The organism is Yeosuana aromativorans (genome assembly GCF_014646655.1).
GTDB lineage: Bacteria > Bacteroidota > Bacteroidia > Flavobacteriales > Flavobacteriaceae > Yeosuana > Yeosuana aromativorans.
This window is the reverse complement of record NZ_BMNR01000004.1, coordinates 1-18,593: the sequence shown is the minus strand read 5'-3', so window position 1 is coordinate 18,593 and position 18,593 is coordinate 1. Positions and strand designations below refer to the sequence as shown.

The window sequence follows — 18,593 nt, the reverse complement described above, 5'->3', positions numbered from 1 at the left end:
TTTTTGAAGAAATTTTTGTTTTTTTGCCAAGCTTTTAGGTATGTTTTTAATAATCAATTTATAACAAATTCATGATCATAATTTTAATTGGGTATATGGCTTCTGGTAAGTCAACTTTAGGAAAGCTTTTGGCTAAAAAACTACATTATAAGTTCATTGATTTGGATGATTATATAGAACATGAAGAAGGAATGCCTGTGAAAGACATTTTTAAAAAGAAAGGAGAGCTTTATTTCAGAAAAGCTGAAACAACATATCTTAACAATATCATTAATAAAGAAAATGATGTTGTATTGTCAGTTGGTGGTGGTACACCTTGTTATGGGAATAATATGGATGTTATCCTGCAAGTTAGCCATGTTAAAAGTTTTTATTTAAAGGCGTCATTATCTCACTTGGTCGATAGGTTAAAGACCAAAAAAAGCAAGCGTCCTTTACTTTCACATTTAAAAACAGAGGATGAGCTTAAGGAATTTATTGGAAAACATCTGTTTGAAAGGTCGCCTTATTACGATCGCGCTAATTATAAGATATTGATAGATAATAAGTCCAAAAAAGAAATTATTAAAGAACTGCTTAATGCTTTAATCTAAGTAAGCCTCAAAAACTTTCCCTTCTAGAATAACATGGACATGTTCATGCAAGGAAGTTGATAACGAAATGCCCTTGAAATCAGCCTTAACAGGATATTTTTTATGGTTTCGGTTAACAAGTACAGCCGTTTTAAATTGTTTTAGCGGCACATTCAAAAAATGCTTGACACCATATATTAAAGTAGTTCCAGAATTTAATACATCATCAACAAGAATCAATGATTTGTTTTCATATTCACTGGAAGGAATAGATGTCCGTATTGCTTCTAGTGGGTTTTTCTTATTGATACTGACTTTGCACAAAACAGGGTTGATGTCAGATATTTTTTGGAGAACTGTTTTCAATTTTTTAGCGAACACATAACCGTTTTTGTCTATTCCAGCTAAAATAATTTCTTTCTCATTGACATTGTTCTCATAGATTTGAAAAGCAATACGTCTTATTTTGTGCTGTATCTCATTATGGTTTAGAATAATGTTTTTTTCAACGGTCATGGTTGTAATATGTTAAATTAAAATATAAAATTACTCATTTTTATCTGTATATCTTATTTTTTTCAGAGGACAGATAGAACATCCTTGTAAATATTTTTGGTGTGTGACTAAATTTACGCCTAGGATGTTTCATCATTAAAATTGTCAATATCGCGTCTATCTTTTTTAGTTGGTCTGCCAACACCTTTTTTTCTGTAATAATCTTTTGAATATTTTAATAGTTCTTGAGCTTCAAATTGGTCTTTGGGCGTTTTGTCAGTCCTATAGATATCAACCAGTTTGGCGCCAACTCTGCTTTCGGGGATATCATTCACAATGAGTTGGTAGTTAATCTGATCTTTTCTAACATCAACTTGGTCTTGAGGAAAAACCTCTCTGCTTGGTTTGGCAACTTCCTTATTGATTTTTACATGCCCTTTCCTGCAGGCTGTTGTAGCAAGTGTTCTGGTTTTGTAATACCTCATGCACCATAAATACTTATCTATTCGCATATAATTATTGTGAAAACTACGTTAATGTTGTTATGCAAAATTATATTTAAATTGTATCTTGCGGCTCAAAAATAAGCAATAATGAGAATACGAAAAGGCGCTTTATGTGTTTTATGTTTAGCTCTTGGATTTTTATCATGTAAAAAAGATAACAATACAAGTACCCCTACAGTTGAGATTAGAGACCGAGGCGAACAACAAATCATTGATAATGACTCTATAGTTGGGTATTTAGAAACCCACTATTATAATAAAAGTGCTTTTGAAGGTAATACTGACCCTAAAATATCAGATTTGGTTATAAATGAAGTTGCTAGTGATATGAACATATCCACTGATGCAGATTCACTGTTAATCAATGCCATAGAAACCAAGACAGTTACCTATGCAGATACTGACTATGAATTTTATATACTGAAGCTAAATCAAGGTGGCGGTGATTCACCTACATTTGCCGATCAGGTTCGCGTTAATTATGAGGGTAGATTATTGGATGAAACCGTTTTTGATAACACAGCTAACCCTGTGACATTTAATTTGTTATCATTAGTTCCTGGTTGGAGCAAAGCGGTGCCTAATTTTAGTACAGCAGAAAGTTTTGCTGATGTTGGTGATGGTACCATAGATTATATGAACCATGGTGTGGGTGTCATGTTTATACCATCCGGATTGGGGTATTTTTCATCGGCAACATCAAATATTCCTTCATATTCCCCTTTAATTTTTAAGTTTGAAGTATTACAAATGTACCAAAATGATGACGATGGAGATGGCATTCCTTCTTATCTAGAAGATTTAAATGGTGATGGCGAGTTTACTTTGGCTGATGATGATACAGATGGTGATAATATACCAAATTATGGCGATACTGATGATGATGGTGATGGTATTTTAACAGCTAATGAAATTGTCGTTAAAACGTATAATCAAACAACCAAAGATGCCATAGAGAATATGTCATTGGCTTCAAACGAGGTTCTAATCAAGATAAAAGAAGAGTCAGATGGAACGTTTACAGGAACTACTGTAACTTTTACAGATACCGATGGCGATGGTGTTCCAGATTATTTGGATGCTAATTAGACAAAAGAAATTATAAAACAAAAAATCCCGCAATTTGCGGGATTTTTGTTTTTTAACTAAACATGTCTTTAAAGTTCAAGGGATAGTCCTAATATCAGTTGATCTGGCCGTGTGTCAATTCTACTTGGATTAGACAATCCTATGTTGTTTACAAAAGTCGCTTCATTTTTACTAAAACCACGCTCATATCTCAAATCGATTCCTACTTTGCTGAAATTCAGTCCAATGCCAAAATTAAGACCAACGGTAAAATCATTTTTTACATCATTGACGGTAATATCACCAAATTTAGAATCTAAGATATATTGAAAAGATGGACCGCCAAATACACTTATGGGGCCAAGTACTTTTAAGCCAACCAACATAGGTGCGTCAAGTTTTTGCATTTTAAAGCTATCATTATCATAGTCACTTTTTGTACTGGTATAAATGAGCTCTGGTCTAAAATACAACTGATCGCCTATTTTCCCAAAAAGGCCTAAGTGATATCCCACATTTCTATCAGGATGTTTGGCGTTTTGACTAGCTGAATCAAAATAATTACCGTTGGCATTGTAATTTAAACCAGCCTTAATACCAAAACCACTACCAGTTTGGGCGAATGTAAATGCTGAAATGGTTGCAAAAAATACTGTAAATAAAAATAGTCGTTTCATAATATTCGTTTTTTTTGAATTTGATTTGTTCATAATCAAAAACGTTGCCAAACAAATATTATTTTCTTTTGATGACTAATTCTGCTTTTGAAACAATCGCCGTACTATTCAATTCGTACTTATCCATAAGTTGGGCAGGCGTTCCAGATTCACCAAAGGTATCATTAGTCCCAACAAACTCTTGAGGAGTTGGATTGTGTAATGCCAAAACCCTAGCAACACTTTCTCCCAATCCACCAAGAATGTTGTGCTCTTCAGCCGTTACAATGCAACCAGTCTTTGAAACGGATTCTAAAATAGCAGTTTCATCCAGAGGTTTAATGGTGTGTATATTGATAACTTCAGCAGAAATTCCTTTTTCAAACAATATTTTTGATGCTTCAAGAGCTTCCCAAACCAAATGGCCTGTAGCAACAATGGTAACATCAGTTCCTTCGGTTAATTTGATGGCTTTTCCTATTTCAAATGTTTGGTCAGCAGGTGTAAAAATTGGTACTGATGGTCTTCCAAAACGTAGATAAACAGGGCCTTCATGGTCTGCAATGGCAATTGTTGCAGCCTTTGTTTGGTTGTAATCACATGGATTGATGACTGTCATGCCTGGAAGCATTTTCATAAGTCCGATATCTTCCAATATTTGGTGGGTCGCTCCATCTTCACCAAGCGTTAATCCAGCGTGAGAGGCACAGATTTTTACGTTTTTACCCGAGTAAGCAATGGATTGACGTATTTGGTCATAAACACGTCCTGTTGAAAAATTGGCAAAGGTTCCGGTAAACGGGATTTTTCCTCCAATGGTCAATCCGGCAGCAATACCCATCATATTAGCTTCGGCAATCCCTATTTGAAAAAATCGCTCAGGGTTTTCTTCAATGAATTTTTCCATTTTTAGTGAGCCCACCAAGTCTGCACAAAGCGCAACAACATTAGGATTGGTTCTTCCCAGTTCAGCCAAACCAGCACCAAACCCACTTCTTGTATCTTTTTTTTCAGTATATGTATATGTTTTCATGTTTCTTTTTTGATTGGGAATTAATAGTCTCCTAAGGTTTCTGGGTTTTGCGCTAAACCAATAGCTAATTGCTCATCATTAGGAGCTTTACCATGCCAAGCGTGCGTATACATCATGAAGTCAACACCATGCCCCATGATTGTTTTAAGCAACACGCAAACCGGTTTTCCTTGACCTGTTTTTGATTTGGCTTCAGCCATTCCATTTAAAATAGCATCAATGTCGTTACCTTCTTCAATTTCAAGAACAATCCATCCAAAGGCTTCAAACTTTGCCTTGATACTTCCCATTGGTAATACATCATCTGTAGCGCCATCTATTTGTTGACCGTTTAAATCTACGGTGGCAATGATATTATCAACTTTTTTAGCAGATGCGTACATGATGGCTTCCCAGTTTTGTCCTTCTTGCAACTCGCCATCACCGTGAAGTGAGTATACCAAATGGTTATCTCCATTAAGTTTTTTTGCTTGCGCTGCACCTAAAGCAACCGACATGCCTTGACCAAGTGAACCTGATGCAATTCTCACGCCCGGCAATCCTTCATGGGTAGTAGGATGGCCCTGTAAACGTGAATTAATCAATCTAAACGTGCTTAGTTCCTCTACGGGGAAATAACCAACTCTTGCCAATACACTATAAAAGACAGGTGAAATATGACCGTTTGATAAAAAGAACAGGTCTTTTCCAATTCCGTCCATATCAAAACCGGGTTTTCTATCCATAATACTGTTGTACATGGCTACCATAAATTCTGCGCAGCCCAATGAACCACCTGGATGGCCCGAGTTCACTTTATGAACCATTCTTAAGATGTCTCTTCTAACTTGAATGGTCAAATCGTTTAATTGTTGTGTGTTTGGCATGTTTTAATACTTAATTTTTTTGTGTCGCAAAAATAATGTATTATGACAGTTTAACAAATTAATAATGTGCTATTTTGGGCTCCACTCTATCTGCTGTTAACAAGTTTATTTTTTGTTAATAACAATCAATATAATTTTTAGTTATTTATCTTTGCCGACCTACGATTTTATGATTATGCAATTTGATTTAAAAGGAACAGATAGCCAAAGCAAAGCCAGGGCAGGCACCATTACCACAGACCATGGTGTTATTGAAACACCAATTTTTATGCCTGTGGGAACGGTAGCCTCTGTAAAAGGAGTCCATCAGCGCGAACTTAAGAATGACATCAACCCTGATATTATTTTAGGGAATACATACCATTTGTATCTCCGTCCGCAAACGGGAATTTTGGAACAAGCAGGTGGACTTCATAAATTCATGAATTGGGATCGTAATATTTTAACTGATTCTGGCGGCTATCAGGTATATTCCTTATCAGCTAATCGCAAGATAAAGGAAGAAGGCGTTAAGTTTAAATCTCATATTGATGGAAGTTATCACGTCTTCACACCAGAAAACGTTATGGAAATTCAACGTAGTATTGGTGCTGATATCATTATGGCTTTTGATGAGTGTACACCGTATCCTTGTGATTACAATTATGCAAAACGATCCATGCACATGACACATAGGTGGTTGGATAGATGCATCAATCATTTGGAAAAAACACCTTTAAAGTATGGTTATAATCAAGCGTTTTTTCCAATAGTTCAAGGTAGTACCTATAAAGATTTACGTATCCAATCGGCTGAATATATTGCCAACGCAGGCGCTATGGGAAATGCCATAGGTGGTTTATCGGTAGGTGAACCGGCTGAAGAAATGTATGCCATGACTGAGGTTGTATGTGGTGTTTTGCCAGAAGATAAACCTCGATATTTAATGGGTGTTGGTACCCCTATAAATATTTTAGAGAATATTGCGTTAGGTATTGATATGTTTGACTGCGTTATGCCAACAAGAAATGCCAGAAATGGTATGCTATTTACCGCACACGGAACCATGAATATAAAAAACCAAAAGTGGAAAGATGATTTTTCGCCTTTAGATGAGATGGGGATGACATTTGTTGATACTGATTACAGTAAAGCCTATTTAAGACATTTGTTCTCCGTTAATGAGTTATTGGCAATGCAAATAGCTACCATTCATAATTTAGGGTTTTATTTATGGTTGGTTCGTGAAGCAAGAAAACATATCTTAGCAGGAGATTTCAGTATATGGAAAAACAAAATGGTCAATCAAATGAATAAACGCCTTTAGACTTGAAAATACTTGATTGGTACATATTAAAGCGTTATTTATTCACATTTTTTATGATGCTATTGCTGTTTATACCAATTGGTATCACAGTGAATTTAGCTGAAAAAATCGGGAAGCTCCTTGAAAATGAAGTTCCATTTAAGGAAATAGTCATTTACTATATGGAATTTACGGTGTACTTTGCCTATTTATTGTTTCCATTGTTTTTGTTTTTATCTGTGATTTGGTTCACTTCAAAGCTGGCCAATAATACAGAAATAGTCGCTTTTTTAAGTTCAGGTGTATCGTTTTCAAGATTTTTAAGACCTTATTTAATTGGCGCAACCATTACGGCAGGATTGGCTTTGTTTTTAGGAATGTATCTTGCTCCTATTGCCAGTAAAGGTTTTAATGAGTTTGATTACAAATATTTGCATCCAGACAGAAAACCTACCGATGACAGAAATGTATTCAGACAAATAAACGATAACGAATTTATTTATGTGAGCAGTTTTAATGCGCAAAACAAACTAGGAACTAACTTTACGCTTGAGCACATTGAAAACAATAAACTGAAATATAAAATCAGTGCCAAAAGTATTAAATACATTGAGAAAGACAGTACTTACAGATTAGTGGATTATGTTAAACGAAATGTAGGCAAGTTTAACGACACCATAGTCAATGAAAAGAGAAAAGACACCCTGTTTTCATTTGATGTAGAGGATTTAACTCCGGTAATATACATTGCCGAAATATTGCCTTATGGCGAGCTTACAAGATTTATAAAAAAAGAAAAGGAAAGAGGGTCCTCCAATATTGGTCGCTATGAATTGGTACTTTACAGGAAATGGAGTTTACCTGTTTCCGTATTTATTTTAACCATTATTGCCGTGGCAGTATCATCCATCAAACGGCGAGGTGGAATGGGTGTCAATCTAGCTGTCGGTATTTGTATTGCCATGGTTTTTGTGTTTTTTGATAAGATTTTTGGGGTCATGGCAGAACAATCCAATTTTCCACCCTTAATAGCGGTGTGGTTTCCTAATGTCATTTTCGGTATTTTAGCTATATACCTGTTACGGAATGCAAAACGCTAAGCTAAAGAATTACCTGCACCTGCATCTTTTGGTTTTTATTGCTGGATTCACGGCTATTTTGGGTGAATTGATTACCATTTCTGCCATTCCATTGGTTTGGTTTAGAATGCTCATGGCATCCATTTTAATTTTTGCTTACATTAAAATAGCCAAAATCAATATTAGGATAGCACCTAGATTAGCTTTTAAACTGTTTGTTGCTGGCATTATCATAGCGCTTCATTGGATTACCTTTTTTGGAGCCATTAATGCGGCCAATATTTCCATTGCATTGGCTATGTTTTCCACGGGAGCATTTTTTGCATCAATTATAGAGCCCATAATCTTTAAACGAAGAATAATTTGGTATGAAATTGTTTTTGGCGTGTTTGTCATTGTTGGTATTTTTATGATTACCCGAAGTGAAATAGAATATCTTACAGGTATTGTTCTTGGCATTAGCTCTGCTTTCTTGTCATCATTGTTTGCTGTACTTAACGGGAAGTTTTCGCAAAAATATCCAGCTACGGTTATTTCGTTTTATGAATGTGTCAGTGGCGTCATTTTTATTACGGTTTTTATTTTGCTGTTTAGAGGCGGGTTTTCTTTTGAGTTTTTTAATTTGAGTGTTTCAGACTATTCCTATCTGTTTATTTTAGCTTCAGTTTGTACCGCTTACGCTTTTATTGCGGCTGTTCATGTTATGAAAATTATTAGTCCGTATACGGTTGTTTTAACTTATAATCTAGAGCCTGTTTACGGAATTTTAATAGCCATGATCCTGTTTCCCGAAAAAGAACGAATGAGCCCGACTTTTTATTACGGTGCCGCAATCATACTGGTAACCGTCATGTTAAATGGTATTCTAAAAAACAAGAGACTGTTAAAAAGAAAGCGATCTTAGACTCTTATGATGATTAAAGTTTTTATATTTGTAGGCTAACTAAATTGAAAAATCCTTTTTAAAATTATAAATTCCTATGGAATATTTAGAATTTGAACTCCCCATAAAAGAACTAGAAGAGCAGTTACAAAAATGTAGATTGATAGGAGAGGAAAGTGAGGTAGATGTTACTGAAACGTGTTCACAAATTGAAAAAAAATTAAAACAGGCCAAAACCGATATTTACAAAAACCTTACATCTTGGCAACGTGTACAATTGTCCCGTCACCCCAATAGGCCATACACAATGGACTATATAAAGGCTATTTGTGGCGAGACGTTTTTAGAGCTTCATGGAGACAGAAGTTTTAAGGATGATAAAGCCATGATTGGAGGTCTTGGCAAAATTGGCGACCAGAGTTATATGTTCATCGGTCAACAAAAAGGCTATAATACAAAAACGCGTCAGTACCGTAATTTTGGCATGGCCAATCCAGAAGGTTATAGAAAAGCACTGCGCTTAATGAAATCTGCTGAGAAATTTGGTATTCCAGTAGTGACATTGTTAGATACTCCTGGAGCTTATCCCGGCTTGGAAGCTGAAGAGCGCGGACAAGGAGAAGCCATTGCCAGAAATATTTTGGAAATGACCAGGCTTAAAGTTCCAATCATTACAGTAATCATAGGTGAAGGAGCGTCTGGTGGTGCTTTAGGAATTGGCGTTGGAGACAAGGTGTTAATGCTTGAAAACACATGGTATTCGGTCATTTCTCCAGAGTCTTGTTCATCCATACTTTGGCGCAGTTGGGAATACAAAGAACAAGCTGCAGAAGCGTTAAAGTTGACTGCAAAAGACATGAAAAAGTTAAAGATGGTTGATGAGATTATTAAAGAACCATTAGGAGGAGCACATAGAGATAGGGAACAAACATTTGCCATTGTGAGCAATGCCATTTCCAAATCCTATGAGTCCCTTAAAAACTTATCACCAAAAGAATTGGTGGAAAACAGAATGAATAAATATTTAGAAATGGGTGTCTTTAAAGGGTAATCCTTTTAAAACCATAACATAGTAAAATCTGAAGTTCATTGCTTCAGATTTTTTTTATCGTTATTGACAATATTTTTAAGTTGTTAACAGTTAGAATGTTAACTAACGGTTAATAATCCAAGTTTGTTTTTACTTTAAAACTAGCGTCATTTTAATTACTTTCGTAGCTATGGAACAGCCTAACCAAATTAAAGGATATAAAGTAGATAGAAGCACCCTTATCAGTCTTGAAAAAGGAAAAGTTCCACCTCAAGCACTTGATTTAGAGGAAGTTGTGCTTGGAGCTATGATGATTGATAAAAAAGGGGTTGATGAAGTTATTGACATTTTAAGCCCCGAAGCTTTTTATAAAGAAGCCCATCAGCATATCTTTGAGGCCATTTTTCAGCTGTTTGAAAATAGTGAACCTGTTGACTTATTAACTGTTTCAACACAATTAAAGAAAAATTCAAAATTAGAGCTGGTTGGAGGCGATTTTTACCTGATTTCCTTAACCCAAAAAGTATCATCCTCAGCACATATTGAGTTTCATGCCAGGATTATTTTGCAGAAGTTCATTCAACGTAGTTTAATCAAAATTTCAAGTGAAATTATTGAAAACTCGTACGATGAAACCAAGGACGTTTTTGATTTGTTGGATGAAGCTGAGGCAAAATTATACGAAGTAACCCAGGGCAACATAAAAAAATCAAGTGAAACGGCACAAAGCTTGGTTATTCAGGCCAAAAAGAAAATTGAGGAAATATCCAATAAGGAAGGTTTAAGTGGCATTCCTTCTGGTTTTGATAAGCTTGATAAATTAACTTCGGGCTGGCAGGAAAGCGATTTGATTATTGTGGCCGCCAGACCAGGTATGGGTAAAACAGCTTTAACGTTGTCCATGGCTAGGAACATTGCCGTTAATCACAATATTCCGGTAGCCTTTTTCTCTTTAGAGATGGCATCGGTCCAATTGATAACCCGTTTGATTTCCAGTGAGACCGGATTATCTTCTGAAAAACTGCGTACCGGTCGTCTTGAAAAGCACGAATGGGAACAGCTAAACGTTAAAGTAAAAGGCCTGGAAAAGGCCCCATTGTATATTGATGATACACCGTCGCTGTCAATTTTTGATTTGCGCGCCAAAGCCCGTCGTTTGTCATCGCAACACGGTATTAAACTGATCATTATTGATTATTTGCAGTTAATGACAGCTGGTGGAAGCCAAAAAGGAGGGAATAGGGAACAGGAAATTTCAACCATTTCACGTAACCTAAAAGCATTGGCTAAAGAATTAAGTGTCCCAGTAATTGCATTATCCCAGTTATCCCGTGCTGTTGAAACGCGTGGCGGAAGCAAACGACCGTTGTTAAGTGACCTTCGGGAATCTGGGGCCATTGAGCAGGATGCTGATATTGTGTCGTTTATTTATAGACCTGAGTATTATAAAATTGATGAATGGGATGATGATGAACGGTCTCCAACAGAAGGGCAAGCCGAATTTATCGTAGCCAAACACAGAAATGGTGGTTTGGACAACATCCGATTGAAATTTATTGGTCATTTAGGTAAGTTTGACAACTTGGATGATTTTGATTCGCCATTTGAGTTCCACTCTAAAATGAATGCGGCGGCCAATGATGACACGTTTAAATCAGACAACTTTAAAGCTAGCCCAGACCAAGCATTTGGCAGTTCCTTTAATGAGGATGATGACAGTGATGTACCATTTTAATTCCTTAATATTGTTATAAAATATTTTTCAAGGTCTGATTTTTAAGTATCTTTCAGCTTAAATAAATTTTGCCTCATTTTGAAAAAAATAATCATAACATTCTTTTTTCTCATAATTGGTTTGCAATCTTTTGCGTCTTATATCCTCATTCCTATGGATGCAGAAAGCCAAACCAATCATTTAAAGGCTTATGGAATTACCTACTGGGTTCTTGAAAAGCAATTGAAAGTAAAATGGTTGTTAAATTACAGAGGGGGCTCTTTCTTGTTGCCGGATCGTGATGATATTCGCCTGGAATGTAAAGTTCGTGGTGTTTCTTTTGAATTACTTTCAGATTCTAAAACAGAACAAATTTTAGAAGAAATAAGCAGTCCCAGCCAAAATATGGATGCGGTAGTACTAGAGAAAGCACCAAAAATAGCAGTCTATACGCCGTATGGTAAACAGCCTTGGGATGATGCGGTGACCATGGTTTTGACCTATGCTGAAATTCCTTATGATACAGTTTATGACGAAGAAGTATTGAATGATGGTTTGGTAGCGTATGACTGGCTGCACTTGCACCATGAGGATTTCACGGGGCAATTTGGCAAGTTTTATGGAGCCTATAAAACAGCCGCTTGGTATATACAAGAGAAGAAAGATGCTGAGGCATTAGCCAAAAAACTTGGTTATGAAAAAGTTTCACAGGAAAAATTGGCTGTAGCTTTAAAAATAAGGGATTATGTGATAGGTGGTGGTTTTATGTTTGCTATGTGCAGTGCTGCCGATAGTTTTGATATAGCATTAGCAGCAGAAGGTGTCGATATTTGTGAGCCCATGTTTGATGGTGACGGCAGTGACCCAAATTACCAAAGTAAGATTGATTACAGTAAAACCTTTGCTTTTACCAATTTCACCTTGGAAAGAGACCCCAATGTTTATGAGTTCTCATCTATTGATATGACGCAAAAACGCATGATTTCAAGAACGGTTGATTATTTTTCCTTAATGGATTTCTCTGCAAAATGGGATCCAATTCCAACCATGTTGTGCCAAGATCATACAGCCTTGATAAAAGGGTTTATGGGGCAAACAACATCATTTGCAAGAGATGAAATCAAATCAAATGTGTTGATATTAGGGGAAAACAAATCCAATGGCGAGGCCAAATATATTCATGGAATAAAGGGAAAAGGCTTTTTTACGTTTTATGGCGGTCACGACCCTGAAGATTACAGACATAGAGTAGGCGATTCAAAAACCGAACTTGATTTGCATCCCAATTCTCCGGGTTACCGTTTAATATTGAATAATGTGTTGTTTCCTGCAGCCAGAAAAAAGAAACATAAAACCTAAAAATCTTAATTGTTAATCAACTGGATTTTTTCATTGACCTGATCCATAAAGGTGTATAAATAGGCAGGCACATTATTTTTATATTGATCAATTCGACAACTTTTTACAACACCATTTTTTGAAATCTCAATAAATAGTCCACCTTGGTCTGCGCAATCGGGACAACCAAAAACAGATTCAGTTTCATTTAATAGTTCTGAGGGAACATAGTTTGCCAAATCTTTTACTTGTTCAAATGTATTGTTATCTAACGCTTTAAAATTCAAATCAGTTCCTAAATAGTTGTGATTTATATCTTCATATAATGTGTCGTCAGTTAACTTATAAGTTAAAACACAGCCATCACCAGCGCACATACCATAAAAATGGCCAAAGATGAGATAATCATTTTTATCAATATGTATGCTGTCGTCTGAACTGCAATTATAATTTAAGACGGTTATAAATAGCAGGGCAATTAAAGTTAATTTTTTCATGTTTTGGCTATGTTAGTTTTTTTAATTTAAAGGTTGGATAATTGTTTTTACTCAATAACCGTTGTTTTCTGGAAGGTATAAACATAGCCATCAGCTCCGGTTCCGCCAGTTGTAATATTTTGATCTATTATCAATTGGTTTCCTGAAACCGTAAAACTTCCAAATTCAGTTCCGTCTATGGATAAAAATAAATCGTGGCTATTGTTAATTACTGAATAGGGATATGTTCCAGAATCCAAACCGTCTTCTAATGTGTCATCTGTATTGGTATTGGTAACGGTCAGCTTTGTGTTTACTTCGTCAAATAACCAAACAATATCTCCTACATTATAGTCAATATCAACACCAGAAACACCACCACTTACGTTTACTAAATTCCAGTAAACCGTTATAACTTGTGGTTGACTGGTGTCGTTTGTGTTTATTGAGCAACTTGTCAAAGCAATACTAAAAAACAAAATCAAGAGGTAACGTTTCATAATTAAAATATAGTTTTATTTATAGATGGTTTAAAACGAAATGGTTGCGTGGTTAAATAAAAAAAGAGCCTTAAATTTAGCAACAACGTTTATGTTAGGAGCTATGAAGTTTTACCAAAAGGAATTACAATTAAAACCATATCCAAGGGGTTTTCATTTGATTACTGATGCAATTGAGAAAAGTTTACCAGAAATCAACCAAATAAGAATAGGACAATTACAAGTGTTCATTAAACATACTTCGGCTAGTTTAAGTTTAAATGAAAATGCAGATGCTACGGTAAGAAGCGATTTTGAAAGTCATTTTAATATGATGGTTCCAGAAAATAGGTCCTATTACAAACACACTTTTGAAGGACCTGATGACATGCCGGCACATATAAAAGCATCATTGCTTGGGGCTTCGGTACAAATACCCATAACCAATGGAAAGCTCAATTTAGGAATATGGCAAGGTATTTATTTATGTGAACATAGAAACCATGCTAGTGGCAGGCAATTGGTGTTAACTGCATTTGGGAATTAGTTTAGACCTTTTAATTAATGCGCTTAAACATGTAAGGTGTTTTTTGCCTCAACAAGCTTTTCCAAAATATATTCCACTCCCAAGTCATCATTGCTTTTGGTTTTAAAATTGGCAATATCCTTAATGTTTGGATGGGCGTTTTCCATAGCAAAACTATAAGTGGCTTGTTTTAGCATTTCTAAATCATTATTATAGTCGCCAAAAGCCAAGGTTTCATCTTTGGATATGTTATAGTTTTTTTGAATCAATTCAATAGCATGCCCTTTATTGGCTAAATCATCTGAAATGTCCAACCAATTTTTGCCTGATATTTTTATTTTATAATCTGATTCCAAATGCTTAAAAACAGGGTAAACATATTTTTCAGAATCCTCATCATGATATAAGGCAATTTTAATGATGTCTTCTTCAATCTCATCAATACTGTCTATAACCGTAAAAGTTGGATAATATTCTGTCAAAAGCATAATATGACCATTGGAAGCCTGCTTAAAATAGGCTTTTGTTTGGGTACAAAATACGGGGTGGATGTGGTTATTTGAGTTCAACAACGTTTCAACTTGTGATAAGTTATCTTTTTTAATGGGAGTTGATAGTAAAAGTGTTTCTTGTTTGGTAACGATGCCTCCGTTTTCAGCAACAATGATAATGTCATCTTTTATGGCGCCCAATTTCTCAACTATACTGTAATGTGGTCTGCCACTGGCCGCCACAAATATAATATTGTACGTTTTTATTTTTTCGAACAATTCAAAAAATAAAGCACTGACTTCATGGTTTGAATTGAGCAGGGTACCATCCATATCGGTGGCAATTAATTTGATTTGGGATAAATCCATAGATAACATTTTAAGGCGCAAAAATAAGATTTCTCAGTTTAACAGATGTTTCCAATGTAATAATTTGTTGAAATAAAAAATCCGGTTCAAATTTGAACCGGATTTTTATTAAGCGAATAATATGTTTTACAATAGGCGAAACGCCTTATTTTACTTTCTCTATTACGGCTTTAAATGCCTCTGGGTTATTCATAGCTAAATCGGCTAAAACCTTACGGTTTAATTCAATGTCATTAGCTTTTAATTTTCCCATAAATTGAGAATAAGACATTCCATATTGTCTGGCTCCAGCGTTAATACGTGTAATCCACAACGCACGGAATGTTCTCTTTTTGTTTCTACGGTCTCTGTACGAATATTGCATCGCTTTATCAACCGCATTTTTGGCTACTGTCCAAACGTTTTTACGTCTTCCAAAGTAACCTTTTGCTTGTTTTAGAACCTTTTTTCTTCGGGCTCTTTTTGCTACAGAATTTACTGATCTTGGCATAGTTTTTAATTTTTTTGTAGTAGGCGGTCGATAATCGACACTTTGATTTTTTGCCTAACTCCAGGGTTATTAATTTGTTTTAACCAGAACAGATTACTTTAAACGTAATTGTTCTTTAATACTATTAACATCACTTTTATCTACTAGAGTGTCGTGAGTTAACGCTAGCTTACGCTTTTTAGACTTCTTTGTCAAGATGTGACTTTTAAAAGCGTGCTTTCTTTTAATCTTACCAGTGCCTGTTAGCTTAAAGCGTTTTTTGGCACTAGATTTGGTTTTCATTTTAGGCATCTTTTTCTCCTAGTTTTTAATTATTTCGCTTAATTATTGTTAATCCTGAATTGCTTCAGGGGATATTTATTTTTTTGGAGCCAAAAACATGGTCATTCGCTTACCTTCCAATCGTGGCATTTGCTCAACCTTTCCGTACTCTTCTAAATCTTGAGCCAATTTCAACAGTAATATCTGTCCTTGCTCCTTGAAAACAATTGAACGTCCTTTAAAAAATACAAACGCTTTGAGTTTGGCACCTTCTTTAAGGAACTTTTCAGCATGTTTCTTTTTAAATTCGTAATCGTGGTCATCAGTCTGTGGCCCAAAACGAATTTCCTTAATAACTACCTTGGTAGCTTTTGCTTTAATAGCTTTGTCTCGTTTCTTTTGCTCATAAAGAAACTTTTTATAATCCATAACCTTACATACAGGAGGATCTGCATTAGGTGAAATCTCTACAAGATCTAACCCTTGTTCGTCAGCTATCTTTAAAGCATCTCTGGTAGAATAGATACCTATCTCTACGTTGTCTCCAACCAAACGTACGTTAGGTGCTGAAATCTTAGAGTTTATTTTATGTTTATCCTCTTGTGAAACCCTTCTATTGGGCTGTGATCGTCTTCTAATTGCTATGGCGTTATCTTTTTAAATTAAACTTATTTTTAGAACGGTTTTAACGTTTTATTTATTTCTTCTTTAATGATTTTTGTAAATTCTTCAATAGAAATCATTCCTAAATCTGCTCCACCATGCTGACGCACAGTTATTTTACCTTCGCGTTCTTCATTCTCACCGATAATAACCATAAATGGATGTTTTTGCATTTCGGCTTCCCGGATTTTCTTTCCTATCGTTTCATTTCTATTGTCAACGAGGGCGCGAATTTCGTTATTTTCTAGCAAATTTAAAACTTTTTCGGCGTATTTTTCATATTTCTCACTAAGAGACAATATAATAGCTTGTATTGGCATGAGCCAAAGCGGGAAATTACCACCCGTGTGCTCCAGTAACAAAGCTACAAAACGTTCCATGCTTCCAAACGGTGCTCGGTGTATCATAATGGGTCTGTGTAGCTCATTATCACTGCCTTTGTACGTTAAATCAAAACGCTCAGGTAAATTATAATCCACTTGAATAGTACCCAACTGCCAACGTCTTCCCAAGGCGTCTTTTACCATAAAATCTAACTTCGGACCATAAAAAGCGGCTTCACCGGTTTCAATAACAAAATCCAAGCCTTTGTCAGTCGCGGCATTGATGATAGCTTGCTCGGCTTTTTCCCAGTTAGCAACATCACCTATATATTTGTCGGGATTTTCAGGATCTCTTACAGAAACTTGTGCCGTAAAATTTTCAAACCCTAAAGAACCAAACACATACAGAACTAAATCAATAACGTCTTTAAATTCTTTATCCAATTGTTCTGGCATACAGAATAAGTGGGCATCATCTTGAGTAAAGCCTCTTACACGGGTCAAGCCATGTAGCTCGCCACTTTGCTCATATCTGTAAACCGTACCAAATTCAGCATAACGTTTTGGCAAATCTTTGTATGACCATTGATTGCTGTTATAAATTTCACAATGATGTGGACAGTTCATGGGTTTTAGCAAAAACTCTTCGTCTTCTTTAGGTGTGTGAATGGGTTGAAAACTATCCGCACCGTATTTGGCATAATGACCAGAAGTCACATATAGTTCTTTTTGGCCAATATGAGGCGTTACTACCATTTCATAACCCGCCTTTTTTTGTGCCGCTTTTAAAAAGTTTTCCAGGCGCTCACGTAAAGCTGCTCCTTTGGGCAACCATAATGGCAAACCTTGGCCAACTTTTTTAGAAAACGTAAACAGTTCCAATTCCTTGCCTAATTTTCTATGGTCACGTTTTTTTGCTTCTTCCAGTAATTCCAGATATTCGGTAAGCTCTTTTTGTTTAGGAAATGAAATACCATAAACTCTGGTTAGTTGCGGATTATTTTCATTACCTCTCCAATAAGCCCCGGCAACCGATAATATTTTCACGGCTTTTATAATCCCCGTGTTTGGTATATGGCCGCCACGGCATAAATCGGTAAACGTTGAATGGTCACAAAATGTAATGGTGCCATCTTCCAGGTTTTCAATCAATTCCGTTTTAAACTCATTGTCTTTATATAATGACAAGGCTTCTGCTTTACTGGCAGAACGCATCTTAAACTCATGCTTGCCTCTGGCAATTTCGAGCATCTTATCTTCAATGGTCTTAAAATCCTTTTCAGAAATGCTGTGTTCCCCAAAATCCACATCATAATAAAACCCATTTTCAATGGCTGGACCTATGGTCAACTTAACGCCTGGGTACAATTCCTCAAGAGCCTGCGCCAATACGTGGGCAGATGAATGCCAAAAGGCCTTTTTGCCTTCATCATTGTTCCATGTATACAAAACCAAAGCACCATCGGTCGTTAAAGGCGTAACCGTTTCAATAGTTGTACCATTAAAGCTTGCCGAAATCACATTTCTGGCAAATCCTTCACTGATGCTTTTGGCAACATCCATAGGTGTAGCGTTTTGTTCAAACTGCTTGACACTTCCATCGGGCAATGTTATATGTATCATGAAATCAAATTAAATTCAGGTGGCAAAGATAATAGTATAAACATAGACATACAATATATATATAGGTATAATTTTTTTATGTGCATATTTCCATTTTAATTCCTTTTGGCGTTCCCTTGCTGCGCAAGGTCGGGCTGTCCATTATATCTTTTGCTGTGCAAAAGGATGCCATTGCCATCCCTAACGCATTTTGAGAGCAAAAGACAGCTTTCCAATCACCATTAAAAAGGTCATGATCTCTAAAAATTTTCGTTTTTCATTTATGTAACCAATTCAGGATCAACCCATAAAAAGTGGTGTAAAAAAAAGGATAAAAAAAGGCTTAAAAAGTTTGTGCGGAACGGAAAAAGGGTCGTATGTTTGCAGC

21 protein-coding genes are annotated in these 18,593 nt (G+C 35.8%); 9 read left to right on the top strand and 12 right to left on the bottom strand.

What is annotated here, in order from left to right; genetic code table 11:
- Window positions 1-71 precede the first annotated feature (71 nt).
- Complete coding sequence (locus IEW94_RS09165; RefSeq protein WP_188652258.1) at window positions 72-593, top strand: shikimate kinase; 522 nt, start codon at window positions 72-74, stop codon at window positions 591-593.
- On the opposite strand, the gene IEW94_RS09160 is transcribed toward IEW94_RS09165, so the two are convergent.
- Window positions 585-1,088, bottom strand: a complete 504-nt coding sequence (locus IEW94_RS09160) for a phosphoribosyltransferase family protein (protein WP_188652256.1) — start codon at window positions 1,086-1,088, stop codon at window positions 585-587. The two genes, IEW94_RS09165 and IEW94_RS09160, sit on opposite strands and share 9 nt — an antisense overlap.
- Window positions 1,089-1,207: 119 nt before the next feature.
- The gene (locus tag IEW94_RS09155; protein ID WP_188652254.1) at window positions 1,208-1,579 is read right to left on the bottom strand and encodes an RNA-binding S4 domain-containing protein; all 372 of its coding nucleotides are present in this window, start codon (window positions 1,577-1,579) and stop codon (window positions 1,208-1,210) included.
- An 81-nt stretch (window positions 1,580-1,660) separates the two neighbouring features.
- On the opposite strand from IEW94_RS09155, the gene IEW94_RS09150 reads away from it, so the two are divergent.
- Window positions 1,661-2,662: an FKBP-type peptidyl-prolyl cis-trans isomerase gene (locus tag IEW94_RS09150; protein ID WP_188652252.1), complete on the top strand. Its 1,002-nt coding sequence runs from the start codon at window positions 1,661-1,663 to the stop codon at window positions 2,660-2,662.
- Window positions 2,663-2,730: 68 nt separating this feature from the next.
- On the opposite strand, the gene IEW94_RS09145 is transcribed toward IEW94_RS09150, so the two are convergent.
- Genes IEW94_RS09145 through IEW94_RS09135 form a run of 3 tightly spaced genes read right to left on the bottom strand, consistent with a single transcriptional unit; the run spans window position 2,731 to window position 5,196 of the window.
- Window positions 2,731-3,318, bottom strand: coding sequence for an outer membrane beta-barrel protein (locus tag IEW94_RS09145; protein WP_188652250.1), 588 nt, complete (start codon window positions 3,316-3,318; stop codon window positions 2,731-2,733).
- A gap of 58 nt (window positions 3,319-3,376) precedes the next feature.
- Window positions 3,377-4,330 (bottom strand): transketolase family protein, encoded by a 954-nt coding sequence (locus IEW94_RS09140; protein ID WP_188652248.1) that lies wholly within the window; start codon window positions 4,328-4,330, stop codon window positions 3,377-3,379.
- Window positions 4,331-4,350: 20 nt separating this feature from the next.
- Entirely contained in the window at window positions 4,351-5,196 is an 846-nt protein-coding gene (locus IEW94_RS09135) for a transketolase (protein WP_188652246.1), read from the bottom strand.
- 175 nt (window positions 5,197-5,371) lie between these two features.
- Here IEW94_RS09135 and tgt point away from each other — a divergent pair, with 175 nt between their 5' ends.
- From tgt to IEW94_RS09105, 6 genes are all read left to right on the top strand, one after another.
- Window positions 5,372-6,502 carry a tRNA guanosine(34) transglycosylase Tgt gene (gene tgt, locus IEW94_RS09130; protein ID WP_188653062.1) on the top strand — a complete coding sequence of 377 codons (1,131 nt, stop codon included), beginning with the start codon at window positions 5,372-5,374 and terminating at the stop codon, window positions 6,500-6,502.
- A 2-nt stretch (window positions 6,503-6,504) separates the two neighbouring features.
- Window positions 6,505-7,581 carry an LptF/LptG family permease gene (locus IEW94_RS09125; protein WP_188652244.1) on the top strand — a complete coding sequence of 359 codons (1,077 nt, stop codon included), beginning with the start codon at window positions 6,505-6,507 and terminating at the stop codon, window positions 7,579-7,581.
- On the top strand, window positions 7,568-8,464 hold the full coding sequence (locus tag IEW94_RS09120; RefSeq protein WP_188652242.1) for a DMT family transporter: 897 nt from the start codon (window positions 7,568-7,570) through the stop codon (window positions 8,462-8,464). Before IEW94_RS09125 ends, IEW94_RS09120 begins: the two co-directional genes overlap by 14 nt.
- A 76-nt stretch (window positions 8,465-8,540) precedes the next feature.
- On the top strand, window positions 8,541-9,494 hold the full coding sequence (locus tag IEW94_RS09115) for an acetyl-CoA carboxylase carboxyltransferase subunit alpha (RefSeq protein WP_188652241.1): 954 nt from the start codon (window positions 8,541-8,543) through the stop codon (window positions 9,492-9,494).
- Between the two features lie 169 nt (window positions 9,495-9,663).
- Complete coding sequence (gene dnaB / locus IEW94_RS09110; protein ID WP_188652239.1) at window positions 9,664-11,208, top strand: replicative DNA helicase; 1,545 nt, start codon at window positions 9,664-9,666, stop codon at window positions 11,206-11,208.
- A 153-nt stretch (window positions 11,209-11,361) separates the two neighbouring features.
- The gene (locus IEW94_RS09105) at window positions 11,362-12,546 is read left to right on the top strand and encodes an asparagine synthetase B (protein WP_188653060.1); all 1,185 of its coding nucleotides are present in this window, start codon (window positions 11,362-11,364) and stop codon (window positions 12,544-12,546) included.
- A 5-nt stretch (window positions 12,547-12,551) separates the two neighbouring features.
- On the opposite strand, the gene IEW94_RS09100 is transcribed toward IEW94_RS09105, so the two are convergent.
- Together IEW94_RS09100 and IEW94_RS09095 are read right to left on the bottom strand one after the other, a co-directional pair.
- A complete protein-coding gene (locus IEW94_RS09100; protein ID WP_188652237.1) occupies window positions 12,552-13,022 on the bottom strand; it encodes a hypothetical protein in 471 nt (156 codons plus the stop codon).
- 47 nt (window positions 13,023-13,069) lie between these two features.
- Entirely contained in the window at window positions 13,070-13,501 is a 432-nt protein-coding gene (locus IEW94_RS09095; protein ID WP_188652235.1) for a hypothetical protein, read from the bottom strand.
- Between the two features lie 103 nt (window positions 13,502-13,604).
- Here IEW94_RS09095 and IEW94_RS09090 point away from each other — a divergent pair, with 103 nt between their 5' ends.
- Window positions 13,605-14,027: a secondary thiamine-phosphate synthase enzyme YjbQ gene (locus IEW94_RS09090; RefSeq protein WP_188653058.1), complete on the top strand. Its 423-nt coding sequence runs from the start codon at window positions 13,605-13,607 to the stop codon at window positions 14,025-14,027.
- A gap of 23 nt (window positions 14,028-14,050) precedes the next feature.
- Here the strand turns inward: IEW94_RS09090 and IEW94_RS09085 are convergent, their stop codons facing one another.
- The 5 genes from IEW94_RS09085 to thrS form a co-directional block, all read right to left on the bottom strand.
- Window positions 14,051-14,866 carry an HAD family hydrolase gene (locus IEW94_RS09085; protein WP_188652233.1) on the bottom strand — a complete coding sequence of 272 codons (816 nt, stop codon included), beginning with the start codon at window positions 14,864-14,866 and terminating at the stop codon, window positions 14,051-14,053.
- 145 nt (window positions 14,867-15,011) lie between these two features.
- Window positions 15,012-15,356, bottom strand: a complete 345-nt coding sequence (gene rplT, locus IEW94_RS09080; RefSeq protein ID WP_188652231.1) for a 50S ribosomal protein L20 — start codon at window positions 15,354-15,356, stop codon at window positions 15,012-15,014.
- Between the two features lie 93 nt (window positions 15,357-15,449).
- Complete coding sequence (rpmI, locus tag IEW94_RS09075; protein ID WP_188652229.1) at window positions 15,450-15,647, bottom strand: 50S ribosomal protein L35; 198 nt, start codon at window positions 15,645-15,647, stop codon at window positions 15,450-15,452.
- A gap of 66 nt (window positions 15,648-15,713) precedes the next feature.
- A complete protein-coding gene (infC, locus tag IEW94_RS09070) occupies window positions 15,714-16,262 on the bottom strand; it encodes a translation initiation factor IF-3 (protein ID WP_262890541.1) in 549 nt (182 codons plus the stop codon).
- 29 nt (window positions 16,263-16,291) lie between these two features.
- Entirely contained in the window at window positions 16,292-18,226 is a 1,935-nt protein-coding gene (thrS, locus tag IEW94_RS09065; RefSeq protein WP_188652227.1) for a threonine--tRNA ligase, read from the bottom strand.
- Window positions 18,227-18,593: the final 367 nt, after the last annotated feature.

What these genes read in the sequence shown, in the direction of transcription:
- IEW94_RS09165 (WP_188652258.1), top strand. Translation starts at nt 72, where the DNA reads ATGATCATAATTTTAATTGGGTATATGGCTTCTGGTAAGTCAACTTTA.
- IEW94_RS09160 (WP_188652256.1), bottom strand. Translation starts at nt 1,088, where the DNA reads ATGACCGTTGAAAAAAACATTATTCTAAACCATAATGAGATACAGCAC.
- IEW94_RS09155 (WP_188652254.1), bottom strand. Translation starts at nt 1,579, where the DNA reads ATGCGAATAGATAAGTATTTATGGTGCATGAGGTATTACAAAACCAGA.
- IEW94_RS09150 (WP_188652252.1), top strand. Translation starts at nt 1,661, where the DNA reads ATGAGAATACGAAAAGGCGCTTTATGTGTTTTATGTTTAGCTCTTGGA.
- IEW94_RS09145 (WP_188652250.1), bottom strand. Translation starts at nt 3,318, where the DNA reads ATGAAACGACTATTTTTATTTACAGTATTTTTTGCAACCATTTCAGCA.
- IEW94_RS09140 (WP_188652248.1), bottom strand. Translation starts at nt 4,330, where the DNA reads ATGAAAACATATACATATACTGAAAAAAAAGATACAAGAAGTGGGTTT.
- IEW94_RS09135 (WP_188652246.1), bottom strand. Translation starts at nt 5,196, where the DNA reads ATGCCAAACACACAACAATTAAACGATTTGACCATTCAAGTTAGAAGA.
- tgt (WP_188653062.1), top strand. Translation starts at nt 5,372, where the DNA reads ATGCAATTTGATTTAAAAGGAACAGATAGCCAAAGCAAAGCCAGGGCA.
- IEW94_RS09120 (WP_188652242.1), top strand. Translation starts at nt 7,568, where the DNA reads ATGCAAAACGCTAAGCTAAAGAATTACCTGCACCTGCATCTTTTGGTT.
- IEW94_RS09115 (WP_188652241.1), top strand. Translation starts at nt 8,541, where the DNA reads ATGGAATATTTAGAATTTGAACTCCCCATAAAAGAACTAGAAGAGCAG.
- dnaB (WP_188652239.1), top strand. Translation starts at nt 9,664, where the DNA reads ATGGAACAGCCTAACCAAATTAAAGGATATAAAGTAGATAGAAGCACC.
- IEW94_RS09105 (WP_188653060.1), top strand. Translation starts at nt 11,362, where the DNA reads ATGGATGCAGAAAGCCAAACCAATCATTTAAAGGCTTATGGAATTACC.
- IEW94_RS09100 (WP_188652237.1), bottom strand. Translation starts at nt 13,022, where the DNA reads ATGAAAAAATTAACTTTAATTGCCCTGCTATTTATAACCGTCTTAAAT.
- IEW94_RS09095 (WP_188652235.1), bottom strand. Translation starts at nt 13,501, where the DNA reads ATGAAACGTTACCTCTTGATTTTGTTTTTTAGTATTGCTTTGACAAGT.
- IEW94_RS09090 (WP_188653058.1), top strand. Translation starts at nt 13,605, where the DNA reads ATGAAGTTTTACCAAAAGGAATTACAATTAAAACCATATCCAAGGGGT.
- IEW94_RS09085 (WP_188652233.1), bottom strand. Translation starts at nt 14,866, where the DNA reads ATGGATTTATCCCAAATCAAATTAATTGCCACCGATATGGATGGTACC.
- rplT (WP_188652231.1), bottom strand. Translation starts at nt 15,356, where the DNA reads ATGCCAAGATCAGTAAATTCTGTAGCAAAAAGAGCCCGAAGAAAAAAG.
- rpmI (WP_188652229.1), bottom strand. Translation starts at nt 15,647, where the DNA reads ATGCCTAAAATGAAAACCAAATCTAGTGCCAAAAAACGCTTTAAGCTA.
- thrS (WP_188652227.1), bottom strand. Translation starts at nt 18,226, where the DNA reads ATGATACATATAACATTGCCCGATGGAAGTGTCAAGCAGTTTGAACAA.